At 55.5% G+C, this 20,391-nt stretch carries 17 protein-coding genes and 6 tRNA genes; 9 read left to right on the top strand and 14 right to left on the bottom strand.

Features of this window, described 5'->3' with window-relative positions; translation table 11 throughout:
• Positions 1–33 precede the first annotated feature (33 nt).
• The 4 genes from ptsI to cysZ all read right to left on the bottom strand — a co-directional run bounded on the left by ptsI (position 34) and on the right by cysZ (position 4,393).
• Positions 34–1,761, bottom strand: coding sequence for a phosphoenolpyruvate-protein phosphotransferase PtsI (ptsI, locus tag FEM41_RS22955; protein ID WP_138098795.1), 1,728 nt, complete (start codon positions 1,759–1,761; stop codon positions 34–36).
• Positions 1,762–1,808: 47 nt separating this feature from the next.
• On the bottom strand, positions 1,809–2,066 hold the full coding sequence (ptsH, locus tag FEM41_RS22950; RefSeq protein ID WP_138098793.1) for a phosphocarrier protein Hpr: 258 nt from the start codon (positions 2,064–2,066) through the stop codon (positions 1,809–1,811).
• A 392-nt stretch (positions 2,067–2,458) separates the two neighbouring features.
• On the bottom strand, positions 2,459–3,430 hold the full coding sequence (cysK, locus tag FEM41_RS22945) for a cysteine synthase A (RefSeq protein ID WP_138098791.1): 972 nt from the start codon (positions 3,428–3,430) through the stop codon (positions 2,459–2,461).
• Positions 3,431–3,631: 201 nt separating this feature from the next.
• The gene (gene cysZ, locus FEM41_RS22935) at positions 3,632–4,393 is read right to left on the bottom strand and encodes a sulfate transporter CysZ (RefSeq protein WP_138098787.1); all 762 of its coding nucleotides are present in this window, start codon (positions 4,391–4,393) and stop codon (positions 3,632–3,634) included.
• A gap of 230 nt (positions 4,394–4,623) precedes the next feature.
• Here cysZ and zipA point away from each other — a divergent pair, with 230 nt between their 5' ends.
• The 3 genes from zipA to FEM41_RS22920 all read left to right on the top strand — a co-directional run bounded on the left by zipA (position 4,624) and on the right by FEM41_RS22920 (position 7,964).
• Positions 4,624–5,652 (top strand): cell division protein ZipA, encoded by a 1,029-nt coding sequence (gene zipA / locus FEM41_RS22930; protein WP_196240473.1) that lies wholly within the window; start codon positions 4,624–4,626, stop codon positions 5,650–5,652.
• A 74-nt stretch (positions 5,653–5,726) separates the two neighbouring features.
• Positions 5,727–7,745, top strand: coding sequence for an NAD-dependent DNA ligase LigA (ligA, locus tag FEM41_RS22925; protein WP_138098783.1), 2,019 nt, complete (start codon positions 5,727–5,729; stop codon positions 7,743–7,745).
• A gap of 3 nt (positions 7,746–7,748) precedes the next feature.
• On the top strand, positions 7,749–7,964 hold the full coding sequence (locus tag FEM41_RS22920) for a DUF3820 family protein (protein WP_138098781.1): 216 nt from the start codon (positions 7,749–7,751) through the stop codon (positions 7,962–7,964).
• Positions 7,965–7,969: 5 nt separating this feature from the next.
• Here the strand turns inward: FEM41_RS22920 and FEM41_RS22915 are convergent, their stop codons facing one another.
• Complete coding sequence (locus tag FEM41_RS22915) at positions 7,970–8,968, bottom strand: bile acid:sodium symporter family protein (protein ID WP_138098779.1); 999 nt, start codon at positions 8,966–8,968, stop codon at positions 7,970–7,972.
• An 89-nt stretch (positions 8,969–9,057) separates the two neighbouring features.
• Here FEM41_RS22915 and FEM41_RS22910 point away from each other — a divergent pair, with 89 nt between their 5' ends.
• Positions 9,058–9,981, top strand: a complete 924-nt coding sequence (locus FEM41_RS22910) for a LysR family transcriptional regulator (protein ID WP_138098777.1) — start codon at positions 9,058–9,060, stop codon at positions 9,979–9,981.
• Between the two features lie 53 nt (positions 9,982–10,034).
• Here FEM41_RS22910 and FEM41_RS22905 read toward each other — a convergent pair.
• The 4 genes from FEM41_RS22905 to FEM41_RS22890 all read right to left on the bottom strand — a co-directional run bounded on the left by FEM41_RS22905 (position 10,035) and on the right by FEM41_RS22890 (position 10,453).
• Positions 10,035–10,110, bottom strand: a tRNA-Lys gene (locus FEM41_RS22905).
• A gap of 4 nt (positions 10,111–10,114) precedes the next feature.
• Positions 10,115–10,190: transfer RNA gene (locus tag FEM41_RS22900), tRNA-Val, on the bottom strand.
• A 64-nt stretch (positions 10,191–10,254) separates the two neighbouring features.
• Positions 10,255–10,330 (bottom strand) — tRNA-Val (locus FEM41_RS22895).
• 47 nt (positions 10,331–10,377) lie between these two features.
• A tRNA-Val gene (locus FEM41_RS22890) sits at positions 10,378–10,453 on the bottom strand.
• Positions 10,454–10,714: 261 nt separating this feature from the next.
• Here FEM41_RS22890 and gltX point away from each other — a divergent pair.
• Complete coding sequence (gltX, locus tag FEM41_RS22885) at positions 10,715–12,127, top strand: glutamate--tRNA ligase (protein WP_138098775.1); 1,413 nt, start codon at positions 10,715–10,717, stop codon at positions 12,125–12,127.
• A gap of 36 nt (positions 12,128–12,163) precedes the next feature.
• Here the strand turns inward: gltX and FEM41_RS22880 are convergent, their stop codons facing one another.
• Both FEM41_RS22880 and FEM41_RS22875 read right to left on the bottom strand, forming a co-directional pair.
• A complete protein-coding gene (locus tag FEM41_RS22880; RefSeq protein ID WP_138098773.1) occupies positions 12,164–12,544 on the bottom strand; it encodes a YfeC-like transcriptional regulator in 381 nt (126 codons plus the stop codon).
• Positions 12,541–12,906, bottom strand: coding sequence for a YfeC-like transcriptional regulator (locus FEM41_RS22875; protein ID WP_138098771.1), 366 nt, complete (start codon positions 12,904–12,906; stop codon positions 12,541–12,543). Before FEM41_RS22875 ends, FEM41_RS22880 begins: the two co-directional genes overlap by 4 nt.
• Positions 12,907–13,122: 216 nt before the next feature.
• Here FEM41_RS22875 and FEM41_RS22870 point away from each other — a divergent pair.
• The 3 genes from FEM41_RS22870 to FEM41_RS22860 all read left to right on the top strand — a co-directional run bounded on the left by FEM41_RS22870 (position 13,123) and on the right by FEM41_RS22860 (position 15,905).
• Positions 13,123–13,198, top strand: a tRNA-Ala gene (locus FEM41_RS22870).
• A gap of 41 nt (positions 13,199–13,239) precedes the next feature.
• Positions 13,240–13,315: transfer RNA gene (locus FEM41_RS22865), tRNA-Ala, on the top strand.
• A gap of 442 nt (positions 13,316–13,757) precedes the next feature.
• Positions 13,758–15,905 carry a sensor domain-containing phosphodiesterase gene (locus FEM41_RS22860; RefSeq protein WP_338324522.1) on the top strand — a complete coding sequence of 716 codons (2,148 nt, stop codon included), beginning with the start codon at positions 13,758–13,760 and terminating at the stop codon, positions 15,903–15,905.
• Positions 15,906–15,947: 42 nt separating this feature from the next.
• On the opposite strand, the gene FEM41_RS22855 is transcribed toward FEM41_RS22860, so the two are convergent.
• Positions 15,948–17,135, bottom strand: a complete 1,188-nt coding sequence (locus FEM41_RS22855; protein ID WP_138098767.1) for a NupC/NupG family nucleoside CNT transporter — start codon at positions 17,133–17,135, stop codon at positions 15,948–15,950.
• 362 nt (positions 17,136–17,497) lie between these two features.
• Between FEM41_RS22855 and FEM41_RS22850 the strand changes: the two genes are divergently transcribed.
• Positions 17,498–18,736, top strand: a complete 1,239-nt coding sequence (locus tag FEM41_RS22850) for an Nramp family divalent metal transporter (protein WP_138098765.1) — start codon at positions 17,498–17,500, stop codon at positions 18,734–18,736.
• Positions 18,737–18,771: 35 nt separating this feature from the next.
• On the opposite strand, the gene FEM41_RS22845 is transcribed toward FEM41_RS22850, so the two are convergent.
• Both FEM41_RS22845 and mgrA read right to left on the bottom strand, forming a co-directional pair.
• Positions 18,772–19,098, bottom strand: a complete 327-nt coding sequence (locus tag FEM41_RS22845) for a DUF2502 domain-containing protein (RefSeq protein ID WP_138098763.1) — start codon at positions 19,096–19,098, stop codon at positions 18,772–18,774.
• Between the two features lie 128 nt (positions 19,099–19,226).
• Positions 19,227–20,219 carry an L-glyceraldehyde 3-phosphate reductase gene (gene mgrA / locus FEM41_RS22840; RefSeq protein ID WP_138098761.1) on the bottom strand — a complete coding sequence of 331 codons (993 nt, stop codon included), beginning with the start codon at positions 20,217–20,219 and terminating at the stop codon, positions 19,227–19,229.
• Positions 20,220–20,391 lie beyond the last annotated feature (172 nt).

Below are 20,391 nucleotides of genomic sequence, written 5' to 3'. Positions count from 1 at the left end.
TCCTAAGCAGTAATTTGAGCCGCATCTCGTGGATTAGCAGATTGTTTTTTCTTCAATGAACTTGTTAACCAGCGTCATTAACTCGTCCGTTGTCGGTTGAGCAAGAGCCTGCTCTGCTAACACCTTCGCATCTTCGAAGTTAGTGTTACGGATTATCTTCTTGATGCGCGGGATAGAGATGGCACTCATACTGAACTCATCCAGCCCCATCCCCAGCAACAGAAGTGTAGCACGTTCATCACCAGCAAGCTCACCGCACATACCGGTCCATTTGCCTTCTGCATGAGAAGCATCAATAACCTGCTTGATCAGGTTAAGGACCGACGGCGACATCGGCTGGTAGAGATGCGAGATCATATCATTACCACGGTCTACTGCCAGTGTATACTGCGTCAGATCATTGGTTCCGATACTGAAGAAGTCGACTTCTTTAGCCAGATGGCGGGCAATGGTCGCCGCGGCCGGGGTTTCCACCATCACGCCAATTTCAATTTTTTCATCGAAGGCTTTGCCTTCGGCGCGCAGTTCGGCTTTGTAGCCTTCCAGCGCTTGCTTCAGTTCACGCACCTCTTCGACAGAGATGATCATCGGGAACATGATACGCAGTTTACCGAAAGCGGAAGCGCGCAGGATGGCACGCAACTGATCGCGCAGGATCTCTTTACGATCCATAGCAATACGGATGGCGCGCCAGCCGAGGAACGGGTTTTCCTCTTTCGGGAAGTTCATATAGGGCAGCTCTTTGTCGCCGCCGATGTCCATGGTACGCACGATAACCGCCTGTGCGCCGCAGGCTTCCGCCACGGCCTTATAGGCTTCAAACTGCTCGTCTTCAGTCGGCAGTGACTCGCGATCCATAAACAGGAATTCGGTACGGTAGAGGCCAACGCCTTCCGCGCCGTTGCGCTCGGCGCCTGCGACGTCACGCACGGTACCGATGTTGGCGCAAACTTCAACCTGATGACCGTCCAGCGTGATAGCCGGCAGATCTTTCAGCTTAGCCAGTTCGGCTTTCTCTTCGGCAACCTGAGTCTGGAGCTGACGCATGGCGTCGATCTCTTCCTGGCTCGGGTTGACATAAACTTTATTGTTTACCGCGTCGAGGACCAGATAGTCGCCGTTTTTCACCTGACTGGTGACGCTACCGGTACCCACGATCGCCGGCAGCTCCAGGGAGCGGGCCATGATGGAGGTGTGGGAAGTACGGCCGCCCAGATCGGTGATAAAGCCCAGCACCTTGTCCAGGTTCAGCTGTGCGGTTTCTGACGGGGTCAGATCGGCCGCTACCAGGATCACTTCGTCCTGAATGGAGCTCAGATCGATAATTGCCAGACCGAGGATATTGCGCAGCAGACGCTTACCGATGTCACGCACGTCAGCCGCGCGCTCCTTCAGGTATTCGTCGTCCAGCTCTTCCAACGCAGTGGCCTGACCTTCGATAACCTCGTACGCCGCTGCATCAGCGGTGGCGTGCTTATCTTTAATCAGGGCTATGATTTCCTGCTCCAGCTCTTCATCTTCCAGCAACATGATGTGGCCTTCGAAGATGGCTTCCTTTTCTTCACCGAAAGTCTCGCCCGCTTTAACTTTGATAGCTTCGAGCTGAGTGGATGCTTTGGCGCGACCGTCCAGGAAGCGTTTGACTTCCTGATCGACGTTGTCGGCAGAAATCTTTTTCCGGTCGATGACAATTTCATCTTCCTTCAGCAAGAGCGCCTTGCCGAAAGCGATACCCGGGGATGCTAAAATGCCTGAAATCATAACCCTACCTTTAATTGACTGATATTAATCCGAAACTGAATGAGTGATTACTCAAGTTCCGCCATCAGTTTTACCAGATGCTCTACGGCTTTCTGCTCGTCTTCGCCTTCAGCGGAGATAGAGACAACGGTGCCCTGAGTCAGGCCCAGAGTCTGCAGCTTAAACAGGCTTTTGGCGCTGGCGCTTTTGCCGTTGGAAGTCACGGTGATCTCGGAGCTAAAGCCTTTAGCTTCTTTAACAAACTGCGCGGCAGGGCGGGTGTGCAGACCGTTCGGAGCGGTAATGGTAACTTCTTGCTGGAACATTGTATTTCCCCAACTTATAGGTTTAGTGTTATGGAACTAAAGTCTAGCCTGGGGGCCACACTTTAGCCTCTATTACTTAAGCGCTGGCGTAACCGGGACGCGGTGCGAATGCTGCAAGCCGTCGAAGTGCGATGGGCTCGATCAACCATCTTGCCGTTAGCGCCTCGCTCGCCACCGAATATTATGCATCCTGATGCCCGAGTCTACCAATGGGATAAATCGATTCAGCCGTTAAGGGCTCTCAGCGAATAATTTCGCGCATCAAAATAATTAGCAGGTTAAATACCAGAGGCGGGGGGGGTTAAGCAATGCCAACAGGGGTAAAAGTTTGATGGAAGCCACAAAAAAGCACCCCTAAAGGTGCTTTTTTAAGCTTTTTTAACAAGATGGCATCACTGTTGCAACTCTTTTTCGGTAAAGAGATCGGCGAACAGTGCGGTGCTCAGATAGCGTTCGCCGGAAGAGGGCAGAATCACCACAATATTCTTGTTAGCGAAGGTCTCATCTTCCTGCAGTTTCAGCGCGGCGGCGACGGCGGCACCGGAAGAGATACCGGCCAGGATCCCCTCTTCTTCCATCAGGCGACGGGCCGTAGAGATGGCTTCTTCATTGGTGATGCCAACAACCTGGTCTACCAGTTCGAGGTCGAGGTTGCCTGGAATAAAGCCGGCGCCAATCCCCTGGATCTTATGCGGACCGGGTTTCAGCTCATCGCCTGCCAGTGCCTGAGCGATAACCGGAGAGTCGGTAGGCTCAACGGCGACGGCGATCAGGTCTTTTTTGCCTTTGGTATTCTTGATATAGCGGGCTACGCCGGTTAGGGTGCCGCCGGTACCGACGCCTGCAATAAACACATCCACATTGCCGTCAGTATCTTCCCAGATTTCTGGACCGGTGGTTTTTTCGTGGATCTCCGGATTGGCCGGATTGCTGAACTGTTGCAGCAGCAGGTATTTTTCGGGGGCGCTGGCGACGATCTCTTCCGCCTTTTGAATAGCGCCTTTCATCCCTTTAGCCCCCTCGGTCAGCACCAGGTTAGCGCCCAGCGCCTTCAGCAGCTTACGACGTTCGACGCTCATGGTTTCCGGCATGGTAAGCGTCAGTTTATAGCCCCGGGCCGCGGCGACGTAGGCCAGCGCGATACCGGTATTGCCGCTGGTCGGTTCAACCAGCTCAACGCCAGATTTCAGCAAGCCGCGCTTTTCGGCATCCCAAATCATGTTAGCGCCAATACGGCACTTAACGCTGAAGCTGGGGTTACGGGATTCCACCTTTGCCAGGATGCGCCCGTTACCGATGCGGTTGAGACGCACCAGCGGCGTGTGGCCGATTGTCAGGGAGTTATCTTCGTAAATCTTACTCATGGCCGGTCCTTAACTGTATGAAATTTGGGAACCCCACCAGCATACCCGGTTGGAGTCCAGGGTGAAGTAAGGAAATCGCATATCTATATATTGATGCGAAATAAATGACTGACAGTATGGAATAAGGATGAAAATTGCCAGGGTGGGCGCACAAATAGCGTATTGCAGAATGACGCCCGGGACGGGCGTCATCTTTAGCGCTTAACGCCAGCGGGCATGTTGGGCCCGGTAGCAGTCCACCCACATGGCGGTGGCGCCGCAGACCGCGACCGGCATGATGACCAGATTCAGTATCGGGATCAGCGTGAACAGGCTGACCAGGGCGCCGAACTGCATATTAATCATCTTGCGTTCGCGCAGTGCGATACGCATTTCGGCGAAGGGAACCTTGTGGTTATCGAACGGGTAGTCGCAATACTGAATCGCCAGCATCCAGGCGCTGAACAGGAACCAAAGTACCGGCGCCACGGTCTGGCCGATTCCGGGAATAAAGTACAGAAGCAGCAATACTACGGCCCGGGGCAGGTACCAGGCAAACTTCTGCCATTCGCGTTTCATGATGCGCGGCAGATCTTTCATGATGTCGATAACGCCGGTATCCGGCGGCGTGGCGCCGGTCAACCGTGCCTCGAGCTGTTCCGCCAGTAGTCCGTTAAACGGGGCGGCTATCCAGTTGGCGACGGTGGAAAAGAAGTAGCTGAAGACCAGCAGGATAGAAAGCGTGGCCAGCGGCCACAGCAGATAGCTCAGCCATTGCAGCCAGTCGGGAACGTGACTCATCAGCGCCGGAATCCAGGCCCCCAGTTGGGTAAACAGCCACCAGAAGGCGCCGCCCATCCACAAAACGTTAACCAGAAGGGGCAGGAAGACAAAACGGCCGATGCCCGGCTCGCGAATCAGCTTCCAGCCCTGAGAAAAGTAGTGCAGCCCGCTACGGGGGGTGCTGCCGCTGTGTGATACCATGTCTGGCGTTGCTCCTTAATAAGACAACCGATTTGGTGCCCGCCTATCATATGTCGGGCAAAATGCGATAACCACCTCGGAAATGGTCGAAAAAACAGCAAAAAGACCTTTTTAGGAGATCTTTCTGATGAGAAGCTCAAGGGGGCACTTGCACTTAGGCAGATGGACAAATACTCTTAGTGAGTAAATGTTTGCCGCGGTGGCAAGGTGTTAGAACAACAGAGAATATAATGATGCAGGACTTGCGTCTGATATTAATCATTGTTGGCGCGATAGCCATAATCGCCTTACTGGTACACGGACTGTGGACCAGCAGAAAAGAGCGTTCCTCGATTTTCCGGGATCGTCCGCTTAGACGCATGAAGTCTGAGCGCGATGAGTATGAGCCGGAAGCGGAGGCCGACGAAGGCGTCGGCGAAGTTCGCGTGCGTCGGGTTCAGCCAGCGGAGCCGCAGGATGAGCTCCGTGAGCAGGCGCCACAGCACAACTACCAGCCGCCTTACGGCGCGCCGCAGCCGCGTCAGCAGACGCCGCAGCAACCGGGACAGCAGCAGGCGCCGCAATCTCAGCCTCAGCGCCCTGCGCCTCAGCCTGCCGTACAGCCACAGCCTGTGGTTCAGCAGCCAGAGCCGGTGGCGCAGCCTCAGCAGCAGCCGGTTCAGCGGCCTCAGGCGCCGCAGCCGACGTCTGCGCCAGTTCAGCAACCCCCGCAGCCGGAGATGCCGCCTCAGGCTCCCCAGCCGCAGCCCGAACCACAACAGCCGCCTCAGGCGCCGGAGCCTGTCGCACAGCCTGAGCCTGAACCCTTTGCGCCAGAGCCTGCCGCGCCGGCGCCGCGCAAAGAGGCGGTGATTGTCATGAACGTCGCCGCTCACGCCGGCAGCCAGCTTAATGGCGATGTTCTGCTTAACAGCATTCAGCAAGCGGGCTTCATGTTTGGCGAAATGAATATTTTCCATCGCCATTTAAGTCCGGACGGTAGCGGCCCGGTGCTGTTCAGTCTGGCCAACATGGTTAAACCCGGCTCTTTCGATCCGGAAACCATGAATGATTTTATGACTCCGGGCATCACGATCTTTATGCAGGTTCCCTCTTACGGGGACGGGCTGCAAAACTTTAAGCTGATGCTGCAGTCGGCTCAGCACATTGCCGATGAAGTTGGCGGCGTAGTGCTTGATGACCAGCGTCGGATGATGACGCCGCAGAAACTGCGCGAGTATCAGGATACGATTCGTGAAGTGTTGGGCACCCAGCCCTGACGCGCTACGTTAATCGGTTTCCGCTTTCCCTGAACCCCCGCTCGTCGGGGGTTTTTTATCGTTGATGGTGCGATATGGACTCTATAGAAGACAAACTTTTACTGCTGCGAACCACGCTTCGTCATCATGAATATCTCTACCACGTGCTGGATGCTCCGGAGGTACCGGACGCGGAGTACGATCGCCTGATGCGTGAATTACGTACGCTGGAAGAGGCCCACCCTGAGCTGGTCACGCCGGATTCGCCCACCCAGCGGGTAGGGGCGGCGCCGCTGAGCGAATTTACCCAGGTACGTCATGAAGTGCCGATGCTGTCGCTGGATAACGTCTTTGATGAAGAGAGCTGGCTGGCATTCTATAAGCGCATTCAGGACCGACTGAAGAACAGCGATGAGATCACCTTCTGCTGCGAGCTTAAGCTCGATGGCCTGGCGGTCAGTCTGCTGTATGAAGAGGGAGTGCTCACCCGCGCTTCCACTCGAGGGGACGGCACTACGGGTGAGAACATCACCAGTAATGTGCGGACCATCCGCGCTATTCCTCTGCGCCTGCAGGGGGACAACATCCCCAGCCGGGTTGAAGTGCGCGGCGAAGTGTTCCTGCCGCAGGCTGGTTTCGAAAAGATTAATGAAGAGGCGCGTCGCACTGGCGGCAAGATTTTTGCTAACCCGCGTAATGCGGCGGCGGGCTCTTTGCGCCAGTTGGATCCGCGAGTTACCGCGAAGCGACCGCTTACTTTCTTCTGTTACGGCGTGGGCCTGCTGGAAGGCGGTACGCTTCCGGACAGCCATATCGAACGACTACAGCAGTTTAAAGCCTGGGGGCTGCCGGTGAGCGACCGCGTGCGTCTGTGCAGCGGCGAACAGGCGGTGCTCGATTATTACCATCAGGTGGAGCAGGATCGCGAAACCCTGGGTTTCGATATTGATGGCGTGGTAATTAAGGTCGATTCGCTGCCGCTCCAGGAAACGCTGGGCTATGTAGCGCGGGCGCCGCGCTGGGCCGTAGCCTTTAAATTTCCGGCTCAGGAGCAGATGACCTGGGTACGCGACGTGGAGTTTCAGGTGGGCCGCACTGGTGCTATTACGCCGGTGGCGCGTCTGGAGCCGGTGCAGGTCGCGGGCGTAATGGTCAGTAACGCCACGCTGCATAACGCCGATGAGATCGAGCGTCTGGGTCTGCGCATTGGCGATACCGTGGTGATTCGCCGGGCGGGCGACGTGATTCCCCAGGTAGTGAGCGTGGTAACCTCTGAGCGCCCCGACGACGCCCGGGAAGTGGTCTTTCCGACCCACTGTCCGGTCTGTGGTTCAGAGGTGGAGCGGGTGGAAGGTGAAGCGGTGGCGCGCTGTACCGGCGGACTTATCTGCGGCGCTCAGCGCAAAGAGGCGCTGTGGCACTTTGTCTCTCGCCGGGCCATGGATGTCGACGGTATGGGCGTGAAAATTATCGACCAACTGGTGGATAAAGAGTACGTCAAAACACCGGCAGATCTGTTCCGACTCAGCGCCGGGGTGCTGACAGGATTAGACCGCATGGGGCCGAAGTCGGCCCAGAATCTGGTGAACGCGCTCGAAAAATCGAAACAGACCACCTTTGCCCGTTTCCTCTATGCGTTAGGGATTCGCGAAGTGGGGGAAGCCACGGCGGCCGGACTGGCGGCCCACTATGGCAACCTGGACGCGCTAATGGCGGCGAGCGTGGATGAACTTCAGCAGGTGCCGGACGTCGGCGTGGTAGTCGCCAGCCACGTGCATAACTTCTTTGAAGAAGAGAGCAACCGCGATGTTATTCGCCAGTTGACGGAAGACGTGGGTATTCACTGGCCTGCACCGGTGGTGGTGCGCGCCGAAGAGATAGACAGTCCGTTTGCTGGTAAAACCGTGGTGCTGACCGGCTCTCTGAGCCAGATGTCACGGGACGATGCCAAAGCGCGCCTGGTGGAACTGGGGGCGAAGGTGAGCGGTAGCGTATCGAAGAAAACCGATCTGGTCATTGCCGGGGAAGCCGCTGGTTCCAAACTGGCAAAAGCCCAGGAGTTAGGGATCGACGTTATCGACGAGGCGGAGATGCTGCGCCTGCTGGGGAAATAATCAATGGATAAAGAGCGCCTGATTGAAATTGCCAATACCATCATGCCGTTCGGAAAGTATCAGGGCAGGGCGTTGATTGATCTGCCGGAGGAGTATCTGCTGTGGTTCTCCCGCAAGGGAGAATTTCCGAAGGGGCACCTTGGCGAACTGATGGCGCTGACGCTGCTGATAAAGGTCGAGGGGCTGGACCATCTGGTCCGCCCCCTTAAGCGTCAGTAGAACCATTATCCTTCCTGTGTCGCCTGGATGGCGCCGCTTTCCAGCTGGCGCCGCCGGTAACGCTGCGCCAGCATGGCGCAGACCATCAGCTGAATCTGGTGGAAAATCATTAGCGGCAGCACCATCATCCCCACCGCCTGAACCGGGAACAGAATATTGGCCATCGGAATCCCATTCGCCAGGCTCTTTTTCGATCCGCAGAAGACAATGGTAATTTCATCCGCCTTGCTGAAACCGGCGCGGCGTGCCACCAGAGTGTTAACCGCTAATACAATCGCCAACAGCACGATGCTGGCCAGTACAATGAAACCCAGCGCACCGATCCCCACCTGACTCCAGATACCGTTATTCACAGCTTCGCTAAAGGCGGTATAGACCACCAGCAGAATCGAGGTCTGATCGGTTTTGCCGATCCACTTACGATGGCGTGCCACCCAGTTCGCGGTCCAGGGGCGTGACAGATGGCCGAGCACGAAGGGCAGCAGCAGTTGCAGCATAATGGCGCCGACCTGGCGCAATCCGTCCTGGCTGGCGCCACCGCCGGTATGCATCAGCAGGCTCACCAGCAATGGCGAAAGGAAAATCCCTAACAGGCTGGAGGCGGAAGCAGAGCAGACCGCCGCCGCCACGTTACCGCCTGCCAGCGAAGTAAAGGCGATGGCCGACTGCACGGTCGCGGGCAGAATGCACAGATAAAGGAATCCTGAGTAGATTTCCGGGCTGACATTCACTGGCGCCCACCAGGCGAACAGCACGCCCAGCGCCGGAAACAGAATAAAAGTGCTGCACATCACCCACAGATGCAAACGCCAGTGGCTGCCGCCTGCGACCAGCGCATCTCGAGATAGCTTGGCCCCGTGCATAAAGAACAGCAGGGCGATGGCGGCGGTGGTCAGCCAGGAGAAATAATCCACGAAGACGCCGCGGGCCGGAAGGAACGAGGCCAGCAGCACGGTTGCGATGAGGGTCAGGGTAAAGGGATCGAAAATACGTAGCAGTTTCATAACGTCACCTGTGATCTTTTCTTTTTATTGTGCAAAGGGTGGTTTAATAAATAAAATTGATTTATTTCATCTATACATGAAGGTTTTCGATGAATTACTCGCTGAAACAGCTTCGCGTTTTTGTCGCGGTGGCCCGGGCCGGAAGTTTCAGCCGGGCCGGACAGCGTATCGGGCTGAGTCAGTCCGCCGTCAGCCACAGCATTAAAGAGCTGGAAGAGACGCTCGGCGTTCGGTTGTTGGATCGCACAACCCGCGAAGTGACGCTGACCGTCGCCGGGCAGCAGCTTGCCGTTCGTCTGGACAGGGTGCTGGATGAACTTAACAATACGCTGCTGGATGCCCGCAGCACCGGTCAGCAGTTGAGCGGTACTGTGAGGGTTGCAGCCAGTCAGACCCTCTCAGCGCATCTGATGCCGCAGTCTATCGCCTGCTGTCAGCAGCGCTATCCGGCGATCCGTTTTGTGCTGCATGACAGACCTCAACATTGGGTGCTGGAAAGTATCCGCAGCGGCGAAGTGGATTTCGGTATGGTTATTGACCCGATTCAGGCGGCGGATCTCGATAGTGAAACGGTACTCTCGGAACCTTTTCTGCTGCTGTGCCGTTGCGATCATTCGCTGGCGGCCCAGGATCAGGTGCCCTGGCAGGCGCTGAATGGTGCCGAACTGGTGTTGCAGGACTATGCCTCGGGCAGTCGCGCGCTGATCGATGAAGCGCTGTCCAGTCAGGACATTGAAGCCAGTATCGTGCAGCAGATCGGCCACCCTGCCACGCTGTTTCCCATGGTGGAGGCGGGAATCGGCATCAGCGTGTTGCCGGCGCTGGCATTACCGTTACCGGAAAGTCGGCCGTTGGTGGTCAGGAAGCTGGTGCCGGTGGTTCAACGGCAGTTGATGCTGGTGAGGCGTAAAAACCGTTCGCTTTCCGGTGCGGCCCGGGCGGTATGGGATGTGGTGGCGGAACAGGCGCGTTTGCTGAACGAGGCCCGTAAAGGCGATGCGCTGTTTGAATAATCGAAAGGGAAGGGCAGAAAAGCAAAAAGGCGCCTTTAGGGCGCCTTTCTACATGGTGGGTCGTGCAGGGCTCGAACCTGCGACCAATTGATTAAAAGTCAACTGCTCTACCAACTGAGCTAACGACCCGAAGTGGTGGGTGATGACGGGTTCGAACCGCCGACCCCCTCCTTGTAAGGGAGGTGCTCTCCCAGCTGAGCTAATCACCCACTTCGGTACTTCTGTATAACACCAGTTTTATCAACCGGCAAGAAAAGCTGCCGCTGAAGAGTTTGGTGGGTGATGACGGGATCGAACCGCCGACCCCCTCCTTGTAAGGGAGGTGCTCTCCCGGCTGAGCTAATCACCCGGACTCTTCAAACTGCTCTTCTACACGGCGGGATACACTATAAATAGTGGTGGGTGATGACGGGTTCGAACCGCCGACCCCCTCCTTGTAAGGGAGGTGCTCTCCCAGCTGAGCTAATCACCCCCGCTGTGTGGAGTCGCATTATAGGGATAGCGGAAAATGAGTCAACGCCTTTTCCAAAGTTTTTGTTTATTCGTCGTAAAATTAAACAAAGCGCTGTTGGATCCCCCATCGCGGATGGATTTTACGACAATTTTTGACTATCCAACCGGTGCCTGCCCGCACCGACATTGAGGAATCGCCTCACGGTGGTAGAATGTTGCCCACTTTATTTTCCCTGGCTTGCCGACTTCCGGCACTTTTATACGTAATTAAGGCCGCTTAATGAAAATCAAAACCCGCTTCGCGCCCAGTCCGACTGGCTATCTGCACGTCGGTGGCGCTCGTACCGCACTCTATTCATGGCTGTTTGCCCGTAATCACGACGGCGAGTTTGTGCTGCGTATTGAAGATACTGACCTGGAGCGTTCAACCCAGCAGGCTATTGACGCCATTATGGATGGCATGAACTGGCTGGGGCTGGACTGGGATGAAGGTCCTTATTTCCAGACTAAACGCTTCGACCGCTACAACGCAGCCATCGACGAGATGCTGGCGGCGGGAACGGCCTATAAATGCTACTGCTCGAAGGAGCGGCTGGAAACACTGCGCGAAGATCAGATGGCAAAAGGCGAAAAGCCGCGCTATGACGGGCGCTGTCGCCACGATCGCAGCCATCACGACGCCAGTGAGCCCTGCGTGGTGCGTTTCGCTAACCCGCAGGAAGGATCCGTGGTGTTTAACGATCTGATCCGTGGCCCTATCGAATTCAGTAACCAGGAGCTGGACGATCTGATCATCCGCCGTACCGACGGCTCTCCGACCTATAACTTCTGCGTGGTGGTGGATGACTGGGATATGGAGATCACCCACGTGGTACGTGGTGAAGACCATATCAACAACACGCCGCGTCAGATCAACATTCTGAAGGCGCTGAATGCGCCGGTGCCGGAATACGCCCACGTTTCGATGATCCTGGGCGACGATGGCAAGAAGCTTTCCAAGCGTCACGGCGCGGTAAGCGTGATGCAGTACCGCGACGACGGCTACCTGCCGGAAGCGCTGCTCAACTATCTGGTGCGTCTGGGCTGGTCCCATGGCGACCAGGAGGTCTTCTCTATCGAAGAGATGAAGCAGATGTTCACCCTGGAAGCAGTCAGCAAATCTGCCAGCGCTTTCAATACCGATAAGCTGCTGTGGCTGAACCATCATTATATCAACCATATGGATCCGAATTATGTGGCGACGCACCTGCAGTGGCATATCGAGCAGGAGCAGATCGATACCCATAACGGTCCTCAGTTGTCCGAGCTGGTAACGCTGCTGGGTGAGCGCTGCAAGACTCTGAAAGAGATGGCGGCCAGCTGCCGTTACTTCTATGAGGACTTTGCGGAGTTTGACGCCGATGCGGCGAAGAAGCATCTGCGCCCGGTCGCTCGTCAGCCGCTGGAAGTGGTACGCGACAAGCTGCAGGCCATTACTGAGTGGAATGCGCACAATATTCACGAAGCCATCCAGGCTACAGCCGATGAGCTGGAAGTCGGTATGGGTAAAGTCGGGATGCCGTTGCGTGTGGCGGTTACCGGCGGTGGTCAGTCACCGGCGCTGGATGTGACTGTTAACGCCATCGGTCAATCCCGCAGCCTGGAGCGCATCAATAAGGCGCTGGAATTTATCCAGGCGCGCGAGCAGGCGTAATAGTGCTAAGTCGCTCTTTCCTTGAGGAAGGGGCGATTATTCCTTCCCCGACAGGCGCCGGAAAATACCGGAAATGCCTTCCCGGTGCAGCAGTGCGGTTAGCTTCTGCCGCTCTTCGTCCGTTAGCTGACGCAGGGCTTCCACCCATAACACTTCAAGCGTATTTTGGCCGCCAGCGTATGGCACGGCGGGTTCGGCAGCGTTTTTCTGGGTGCGCTGGCGCATCAGCGGCGTATTCAGCAGGAAGCTTCGCACATCGGCATTAACGTGAACCACATGGGCACGACCGCCTTTTACACCGTGCAGCGGTGTTGTCTGCCAGCCGAACCTGCGGGTCCAGCGGTTAATGGCCTGCGGGGTATAGCCTGTCAATCGCGCCAGCTCTTTTGGCGTCATTTTGTTTTTAAAGGCGATCATCCGTATTCATCCTGGCGGATGCTAAGTCGGGTTAACATGCCGCCGATACCTTCACGTAGTAATAATGAGGTGAGCTGCTTCTGCTCTACTGCGTTCATCTCTCTGACGGCATTAAGCAGCAGATTTTCCAGTGAAGTTTCCCCTGCCTGGTAGACAGCGTTGCTATCGGCGGCGCTACGTTGGGTACTGAGAATAAATTCGCGCACCCGCTCATCAACGTGGATCAGCCGGGCCTTGCCCCCCTGAATACCGGGGCGTGGGGAGGTTATCCAGCGCTCTCTGCGTACCCATTTATTGATTGTCTGACGGCTATAACCAGTCAGCGCCGCCAGTTCGTCTGGCGTCATTCTCTCCCTGAACATAGTGCTACCATCCTGGTTTGTTTTTAGTGGACTAGCTTACGCTATCATATTACGTGAATCCGTGACGGGATTAACTAACATTTGGTTAAAATGCGAACTGCCACGAAGGATTTGATGCCTTTTTCAACGGTTGATCGGGGAGAGTGAAAATAGCGTTGACACCGGGAAAGGGAATTCATATTATGCCGCCCGTCGAGACGACAAGTCGTTTACGAAGGGGCTATAGCTCAGCTGGGAGAGCGCCTGCATGGCATGCAGGAGGTCAGCGGTTCGATCCCGCTTAGCTCCACCAAACCTTATCCCACAAGGTTCGGGTGTTAAACGATGCGACTCGGGGCTATAGCTCAGCTGGGAGAGCGCCTGCATGGCATGCAGGAGGTCAGCGGTTCGATCCCGCTTAGCTCCACCAGATACTGAACCCCTGCTATTACAGCAGGGGTTTTTTTATGCCTGATTAAGAAGGACCTGAACTGATCTCGCGCAATAATTATCCCTTCGTGCGCAGCTGTACTTATTTTGGTGATGAGCTTTTCTTATTATTTCTTATGCCTGAAATTGGCAGCCTGAGTATCCAGGCAGGGTCGCCGTAAATTCCGGCCTGACTGCTCTTATTTGCTGCTTTTTTCCCTTGTCGCCTCTCACTATTTGGTAAAGATGTATTGGCTTCTGCCAGTATTCTGGAGTCACTGTCTGGCAGGGTAAAAAAGGGCTGAATGCCCTGCTTTTCTTGCCTGGATATGCGAACAAACCTATTATTCTGAAGCAGCCAGCCCGGCTACCGATCACAAGAGCGATTAGGCCAAATGAATGGATATTTCACGCCAGCGATAAGGAAATTCGCGATTTCACTGGTGCTTTTCTTGATTCTTCTACCGCTGTCGCGGGCGGTTTCTCCCAGGGCCATCATTGAAGGTAATGATATCTTCCTGGTCTGGATGCCCCTGAGCGCGATTATTGCCATGCTCTATCTGTTTGGGCGTGCGGCGGTGCCGTCGCTGTTTATTGCGCTACTGCTGTTTTTCCCTGTGAAGTTTCATTTAAGCACGGTGCAGTTGTTGGTGTTTATCGGCTGCGTGACGCTACCAGTATTAGTGGCCTGCACGGCGCTGCGCATCATTCTCGGCCGGGCCTGGCGCTTTGCGGTACCGCTCACCGGCCTGGGTGTTCGCCTTTTCTGGCTCGGCTTTTTTGCCCCCTGTTCAGTGAAGCTGTGCATGTATCTGGCCGGTAAAATGCTCGATTTTCCACCGGTACTGAACCACTACTTCGGCAATAACACACCGAAATTTTTCTCCATTGTTGATGTTATGGGGCTGGTTGCGGCAGCGCTTCTGTTTCCACGCCTGTTCTATTATCCGCTGCGTATGCTGCTGAATCCGCGCTTTGCCCGCGCTTTCTGGCGTGCCAGCATTTGCCCTATGCTGGAAGAAGGGCGCCGCAGCTGGTCGCTGTGCTGGGTTGTTCTGCTGGCGATCTTTCTTATCGTGCTGTGCTGGTACTCTGAGACCGTGCTGATCTCCGGTTATCTGGTTCCCCTGGTGTTCGTTCTCTTTACGGTCGGAATTCGTCTGGTGAATCAGGGGTTGATGCACTTGCTATGGGCCTTTTCCGCCTGGCTGCTGCTGACCTTTAACAGCAATTTTCTCGCCGGCGTGGCCAACGGGGGATCGCTCGCTTTTATTCTGTCGGTATTTATTTCGTTTACGGTTTGCCTGTTCTACATGACTACGATCTATCGCAAGAGTGAGTGGATGCAGAGCAACTACTATCGGCAGTCAGAGACCGATCCCCTGACGCTGCTCCCCAACCTGCGTGCGCTGGAGCGCCATCTGGCGGATTATCCCCAGGGGGCGCTGTGCTGCCTGCAGATGTCTAACCTGGAATTTTTGAGCCGTCACTACGGTATTGTGATGCGTATTTACTGCAAACGTAATATCACACAAACGTTGCAACCCTGGCTGCATGAAGGGGAGAGGGTCTTTCAGATCCCAGGCTGTGAGCTGCTGATTTTCCTGCGTGGCCCGGAAATTCAGGCGCGGCTTAGCCATATGGTTGATCTGCTGAGCACCAATAAAATTCACTGGAACGGCCATGAGATCGATATTGAGTATGGCGCTTCCTGGGGCGTGGTAAACCATATCCAGCCGGATGATCTCCAGCAGCGGCTGGGGCAGCTTAGCTGGCTGGCGGAGCAGGCCTGCGCCGATAATCGGGTTCAGGCGATGGATCAGAACGATCAGGAGATGCTGCTGGACCAGAGCTCGGAGCGAGTCTATCTGCTGCGCCAGGTGACCCGGACACTGGACGAAGGGCGGCTCCGGCTCTATGCCCAGCCGATTCTGGATCGCAATGATAAGGGCTATCGCGAGATTCTGTGTCGGATTTTCGACGATAGCGGTCAGATGATTATGCCGGACCGTTTTATTCCCGTGGTGGCGGAATTTAACCTTAGCGCCCGTTTCGATATGCGGATTCTGGCTCAGTTGCTGGAGTGGCTGCGTTGCCATCCCTCATCCCAGACCGGAGCGCGTTTCTCGGTCAACCTGATGCCGCTGACCCTGATGCAGAAGGATATCGCTGGCGATATCATCAGGCTGTTTGAGGATTACGGTGTCATGCCGGAGGCCGTAATTATCGAGGTGACAGAGGCGCAGGCCTTTTCTGATGACGGCGTCAGCCATAGGAACATAGCGTTACTGCGCAGTCGGGGATTTCGAATCGCTATCGATGACTTCGGCACCGGTTACGCCAACTACGGGCGCCTTAAAGATCTGGATGCCGATATCATCAAGATCGACGGGTGTTTCGTGCGCGATATCCTGAACGGCCCGCTGGATTCGATGATTGTCCGCTCCATTTGCGAAATGGCTCAGGCTAAATCGATGACGGTGGTGGCAGAGTTCGTGGAAAACAGCCAACAGCGCGATCTGCTGCTGTCGCTGGGCGTGGATTATCTACAGGGCTGGCTGATAGGTAAGCCGGAACCGCTGGAGGTATAAAAAAACCTCCCGCAGGAGGTTTTTTTACCCGCAGTCTGGCTCTTACAGCACCAGCGCGGCAATGGAAGCAGAGAGCACGCTCACCAGAGTAGAGCCATACACCAGTTTCAGACCGAAGCGGGAAACCACATTACCCTGTTCTTCGTTCAGCCCTTTAATGGCGCCAGCGATAATCCCGATAGAGGAAAAGTTAGCGAACGAAACCAGGAATACCGAAAGAATACCTTCGGCGCGCGGCGACAGGCTACCGGCCACTTTTTGCAGCTCCATCATGGCGACAAACTCGTTGGAAACCAGCTTGGTGGCCATAATGCTACCCGCCTGTAGCGCTTCGCTGGCCGGAACGCCCATAATCCAGGCCACTGGCCAGAAGATGTAGCCCAGAATCCCCTGGAAGGAGATACCCAGCACCGCGGCAAACAGTGCGTTCAGGGCGGCGATAAGAGCAATAAAACCGATCAGCATAGCAGCGACGATAATCGCCACCTTAAAGCCCGCCAGAATATATTCGCCCAGCATTTCAAAGAAGCTCTGTCCGGTGTGCAGATTGGTCATCTGCAGGTTTTCGTCGCTGCCTTCCACACGGTAGGGGTTAATAATCGACAGGACAATAAAGGTGCTGAACATATTCAGAACCAGCGCCGCCACCACATACTGCGGTTCAAGCATGGTCATATAGGCGCCGACGATCGACATAGACACGGTGGACATCGCCGTGGCCGCCATGGTGTACATGCGGTTGCGCGACATCTTGCCCAGAATGTCCTTATAGGCGATAAAGTTTTCCGACTGCCCCAGAATCAGTGAACTGACCGCATTGAAAGATTCCAGGCGACCCATTCCGTTCACCTTCGAGAGCAGGGTACCAATAAAGCGGATAACGACGGGCAGTACCCGGATATGTTGCAGAATGCCGATCAGCGCGGAAATAAAGACAATAGGGCACAATACTTTCAGAAAGAAGAAGGCCAGTCCTTCATCGTTCATTTTGCCAAAGACAAAATCGGTGCCTTCACTGGCGAAGCCCAGCAGCTTCTCGAACATCTCTGAGAATCCCTTCACAAATCCCAGTCCGGCCTCCGAATGCAGGAAGAACCAGGCCAGCACAACTTCAATGGCGAGCAGCTGGATGACATAACGAATGCGGATTTTTTTCCGATCGTGGCTAACCAGCAGAGCGAGTAGTGCAACTACGGCAATCGCCAGAACAAAGTGCAGAACGCGGAACATGTTGGCTCCAAATTATGAGGAAGGTTTAATTTCGGCGCACATTCTATGAAACACACGATAATAAAACGAGAGAAAAGTCACACTATGGTGACCTGAGTCGTCCACAAAGCTCAATCGAGGGTCAACCCCTGTTATGTAATGTTAATTAAAACAGTGAAACGTTATGTTGTTCTGTTAGAATGATCGTCAGGTCGCTGATTTCCTGTTCGATGACATTTAACTATCAGCGTAGTCGTCCAAACCCCGCCTTTCATTGTTTTCAGCTATCACAGCTATCAGGAATCCCCTAAATAAATGCACTTGATAATCATTCGCATTTTGATAACATAAAACATAGCAAAGGCTATATTTTTGAGGCAGTGATGACAAACAGTCGCGTTGAAGCTAATACAGGGCGTGCGGCACGCAAGCTAAGACTGGCGCTGATGGGGCCAGCGTTTATTGCCGCCATTGGCTATATCGATCCCGGTAACTTCGCCACCAATATTCAGGCTGGCGCCAGTTTTGGCTACCAGCTGCTGTGGGTGGTGGTCTGGGCCAACCTGATGGCGATGTTGATTCAGATCCTGTCAGCGAAACTGGGGATCGCTACCGGTAAAAACCTGGCTGAACATATACGCGATCGTTACCCGCGTCCGCTGGTCTGGTTCTGGTGGGTTCAGGCGGAAATCATCGCCATGGCTACCGATCTGGCGGAATTCATTGGGGCCGCGGTGGGCTTTAAGCTGCTGCTTGGCGTTTCGCTGCTACAGGGTGCGATACTGACCGGTATCGCCACCTTTTTGATCCTGATGCTGCAACGCCGTGGCCAGAAGCCGCTGGAAAAAGTGATAGGCGCGCTGCTGCTGTTTGTGGCTGGTGCCTATATCGTTGAGTTGATTTTCTCGCAGCCAGACCTGCCAACGCTGGCAAAGGGCATGATCGTGCCCGGGCTGCCGAACGGCGAGGCGGTCTTCCTGGCGGCCGGGGTGCTGGGCGCCACCATTATGCCTCACGTTATCTATCTGCACTCCTCGCTGACTCAGAATCTGCACGGTGGTACCAGGCATCAGCGCTACAGCGCCACCCGCTGGGATGTGGCTATCGCCATGACCATTGCCGGATTTGTTAACCTGGCGATGATGGCGACCGCGGCGGCGGCTTTCCACTTTAGCGGCCACACCGGGGTGGCGGATCTGGATGAAGCCTATCTGACCCTGGAGCCGCTGCTCAGCCACGCCGCCGCCACTATATTTGGTCTTAGCCTGGTGGCTGCCGGTCTGTCATCCACGGTGGTGGGTACTCTGGCGGGGCAGGTGGTGATGCAGGGATTTGTGCGCTTCCATATTCCGCTGTGGCTGCGCCGGGCGATCACTATGGCGCCTTCCTTTGTGGTGATACTGATGGGGCTGGACGCCACCCGCATTCTGGTGATGAGCCAGGTGTTGCTCAGTTTCGGTATCGCGCTGGCGCTGGTTCCGCTGCTGGTTTTCACCAGCGACAAATCGCTGATGGGCGATCTGGTAAACAGCCGCTTGATCAGGCTGCTCGGCTGGCTGATCGTCGCCGTGGTGGTGGCGCTCAACCTCTGGTTACTGATAGGGATGGCAACGGGGAATTAGCGTTGAACGTCCCCTCCTGGTCGGGAGGGGAGGTTTTAGTGATGATGGCGGCCGTGATGCCCATGGCGATCGTGATGACGACGCTCATGATGATGCTTGCGGTAGTGGTGGCGGTCATGATGGCGATACTTCTTATGGCCGCGCCAGGCGTTACGATGGTGCCAGCGGCCGTCATGCCAGCGCCAGTCCCGGTTCCAGCTGTTGCGATCGCGCCAGTGGTGCCCGTCCCAGCGATGACCGCGGTGATCGCGATCGCCAATCTGCAGTTTTACCCCAGGCAGTAGATAAATTTCTCCGGCGTTGGCGAACCAGGGTGTGGCGGCCAGTAGCACAGCGGCAAGAAATAATGACTTCAATTTCATACGAACTCCTTATTATCAGCCGGGTTTATTTCATACCCGTTGTGCTAATTTTAAGGAAGGGTAACGACGTGTTTCATCGCCGCTATTCTTAAATCCTGCGCCGGAGCACTTTTTGTAAAAGTCTGATATTACGCGTTCAGGATGGCCTCGATTTCGGCGCGTTCATCGTTGCTGAACTGACGCATTGCCAGCATGCCCGCGGCATCCTCAATCTGAGCCACCTTACTGGCGCCAATCAGTACCGATGTGACCAGCTCATCGCGCAGTACCCACGCCAGCGCCATCTGGGACAGCTTCTGACCACGGCGCTGCGCCACATCGTTCAGGCGGCGGATGCGCTCCAGGGTCTGGGGCGTGATCTGCTCCGGATTCAGGAATTTACTGGCGCCAGCGGCGCGTGAATCTTCCGGAATCCCGGCCAGATAGCGATCGGTCAACAGTCCGCCTGCCAGCGGTGAAAAAGCGATACAGCCCACGCCGTTCTGCTTCAGCGTATCCAGCAGCCCGTTTTCCGGTTCGCGTTCAAACATCGAATATTTTGGCTGGTGGATCAGACAGGGGGTACCCAGGTCGCGCAGAATGGCGAATGCCTGGCGGGCCAGCTCCGGCGGATAGTTAGAAAGGCCGACGTAGAGCGCCTTACCCTGACGCACCAGATGGTCGAGCGCTCCCATGGTCTCTTCCAGCGGCGTTTCCGGATCTGGCCGGTGATGGTAGAAAATATCCACATACTCCAGCCCCATACGCTTCAGGCTCTGGTTCAGGCTGGACACCAGATACTTGCGTGAACCCCAGTCGCCGTAGGGGCCTTCCCACATGGTATAGCCTGCCTTGGATGAGATAATCAGTTCGTCGCGCCACGGGGCAAAGTCGGCCTTTAACAATTGCCCGAAGTTACGCTCCGCCGAGCCAGGAGGCGGTCCATAGTTATTCGCCAGATCGAAATGGGTAATGCCAAGATCGAAGGCGCGGCGCAGCAACTGGCGGCTGTTGTCGATTAGCGTGGAATCACCAAAGTTGTGCCACAGCCCCAAAGAGACCGCGGGCAACTTAAGGCCGCTGTGGCCACAGCGGCGATATTCCATCTGTTGGTAACGGGTATGGCTGGCCTGATAGTTCATGGTCAGAGTCCTGTTTGGCTAATTAAAGTGACCGTAGTGTATACGGTTACACTGGCCCTGTGGTAAGTGAATAGTCTTTATAGTTGTGTGGAAATTTAAATTGCCATCATAGGATTATGGTATTTGCCTGGACAGAGGCGGCGGCTACTTAATACTCAGAACAGGTACTGAC

The sequence above is a fragment of the Jejubacter calystegiae genome, from assembly GCF_005671395.1.
GTDB lineage: Bacteria > Pseudomonadota > Gammaproteobacteria > Enterobacterales > Enterobacteriaceae > Jejubacter > Jejubacter calystegiae.
Note: the sequence above shows the minus strand (reverse complement) of the source record. Positions and strands in the feature narration are given on the sequence as shown.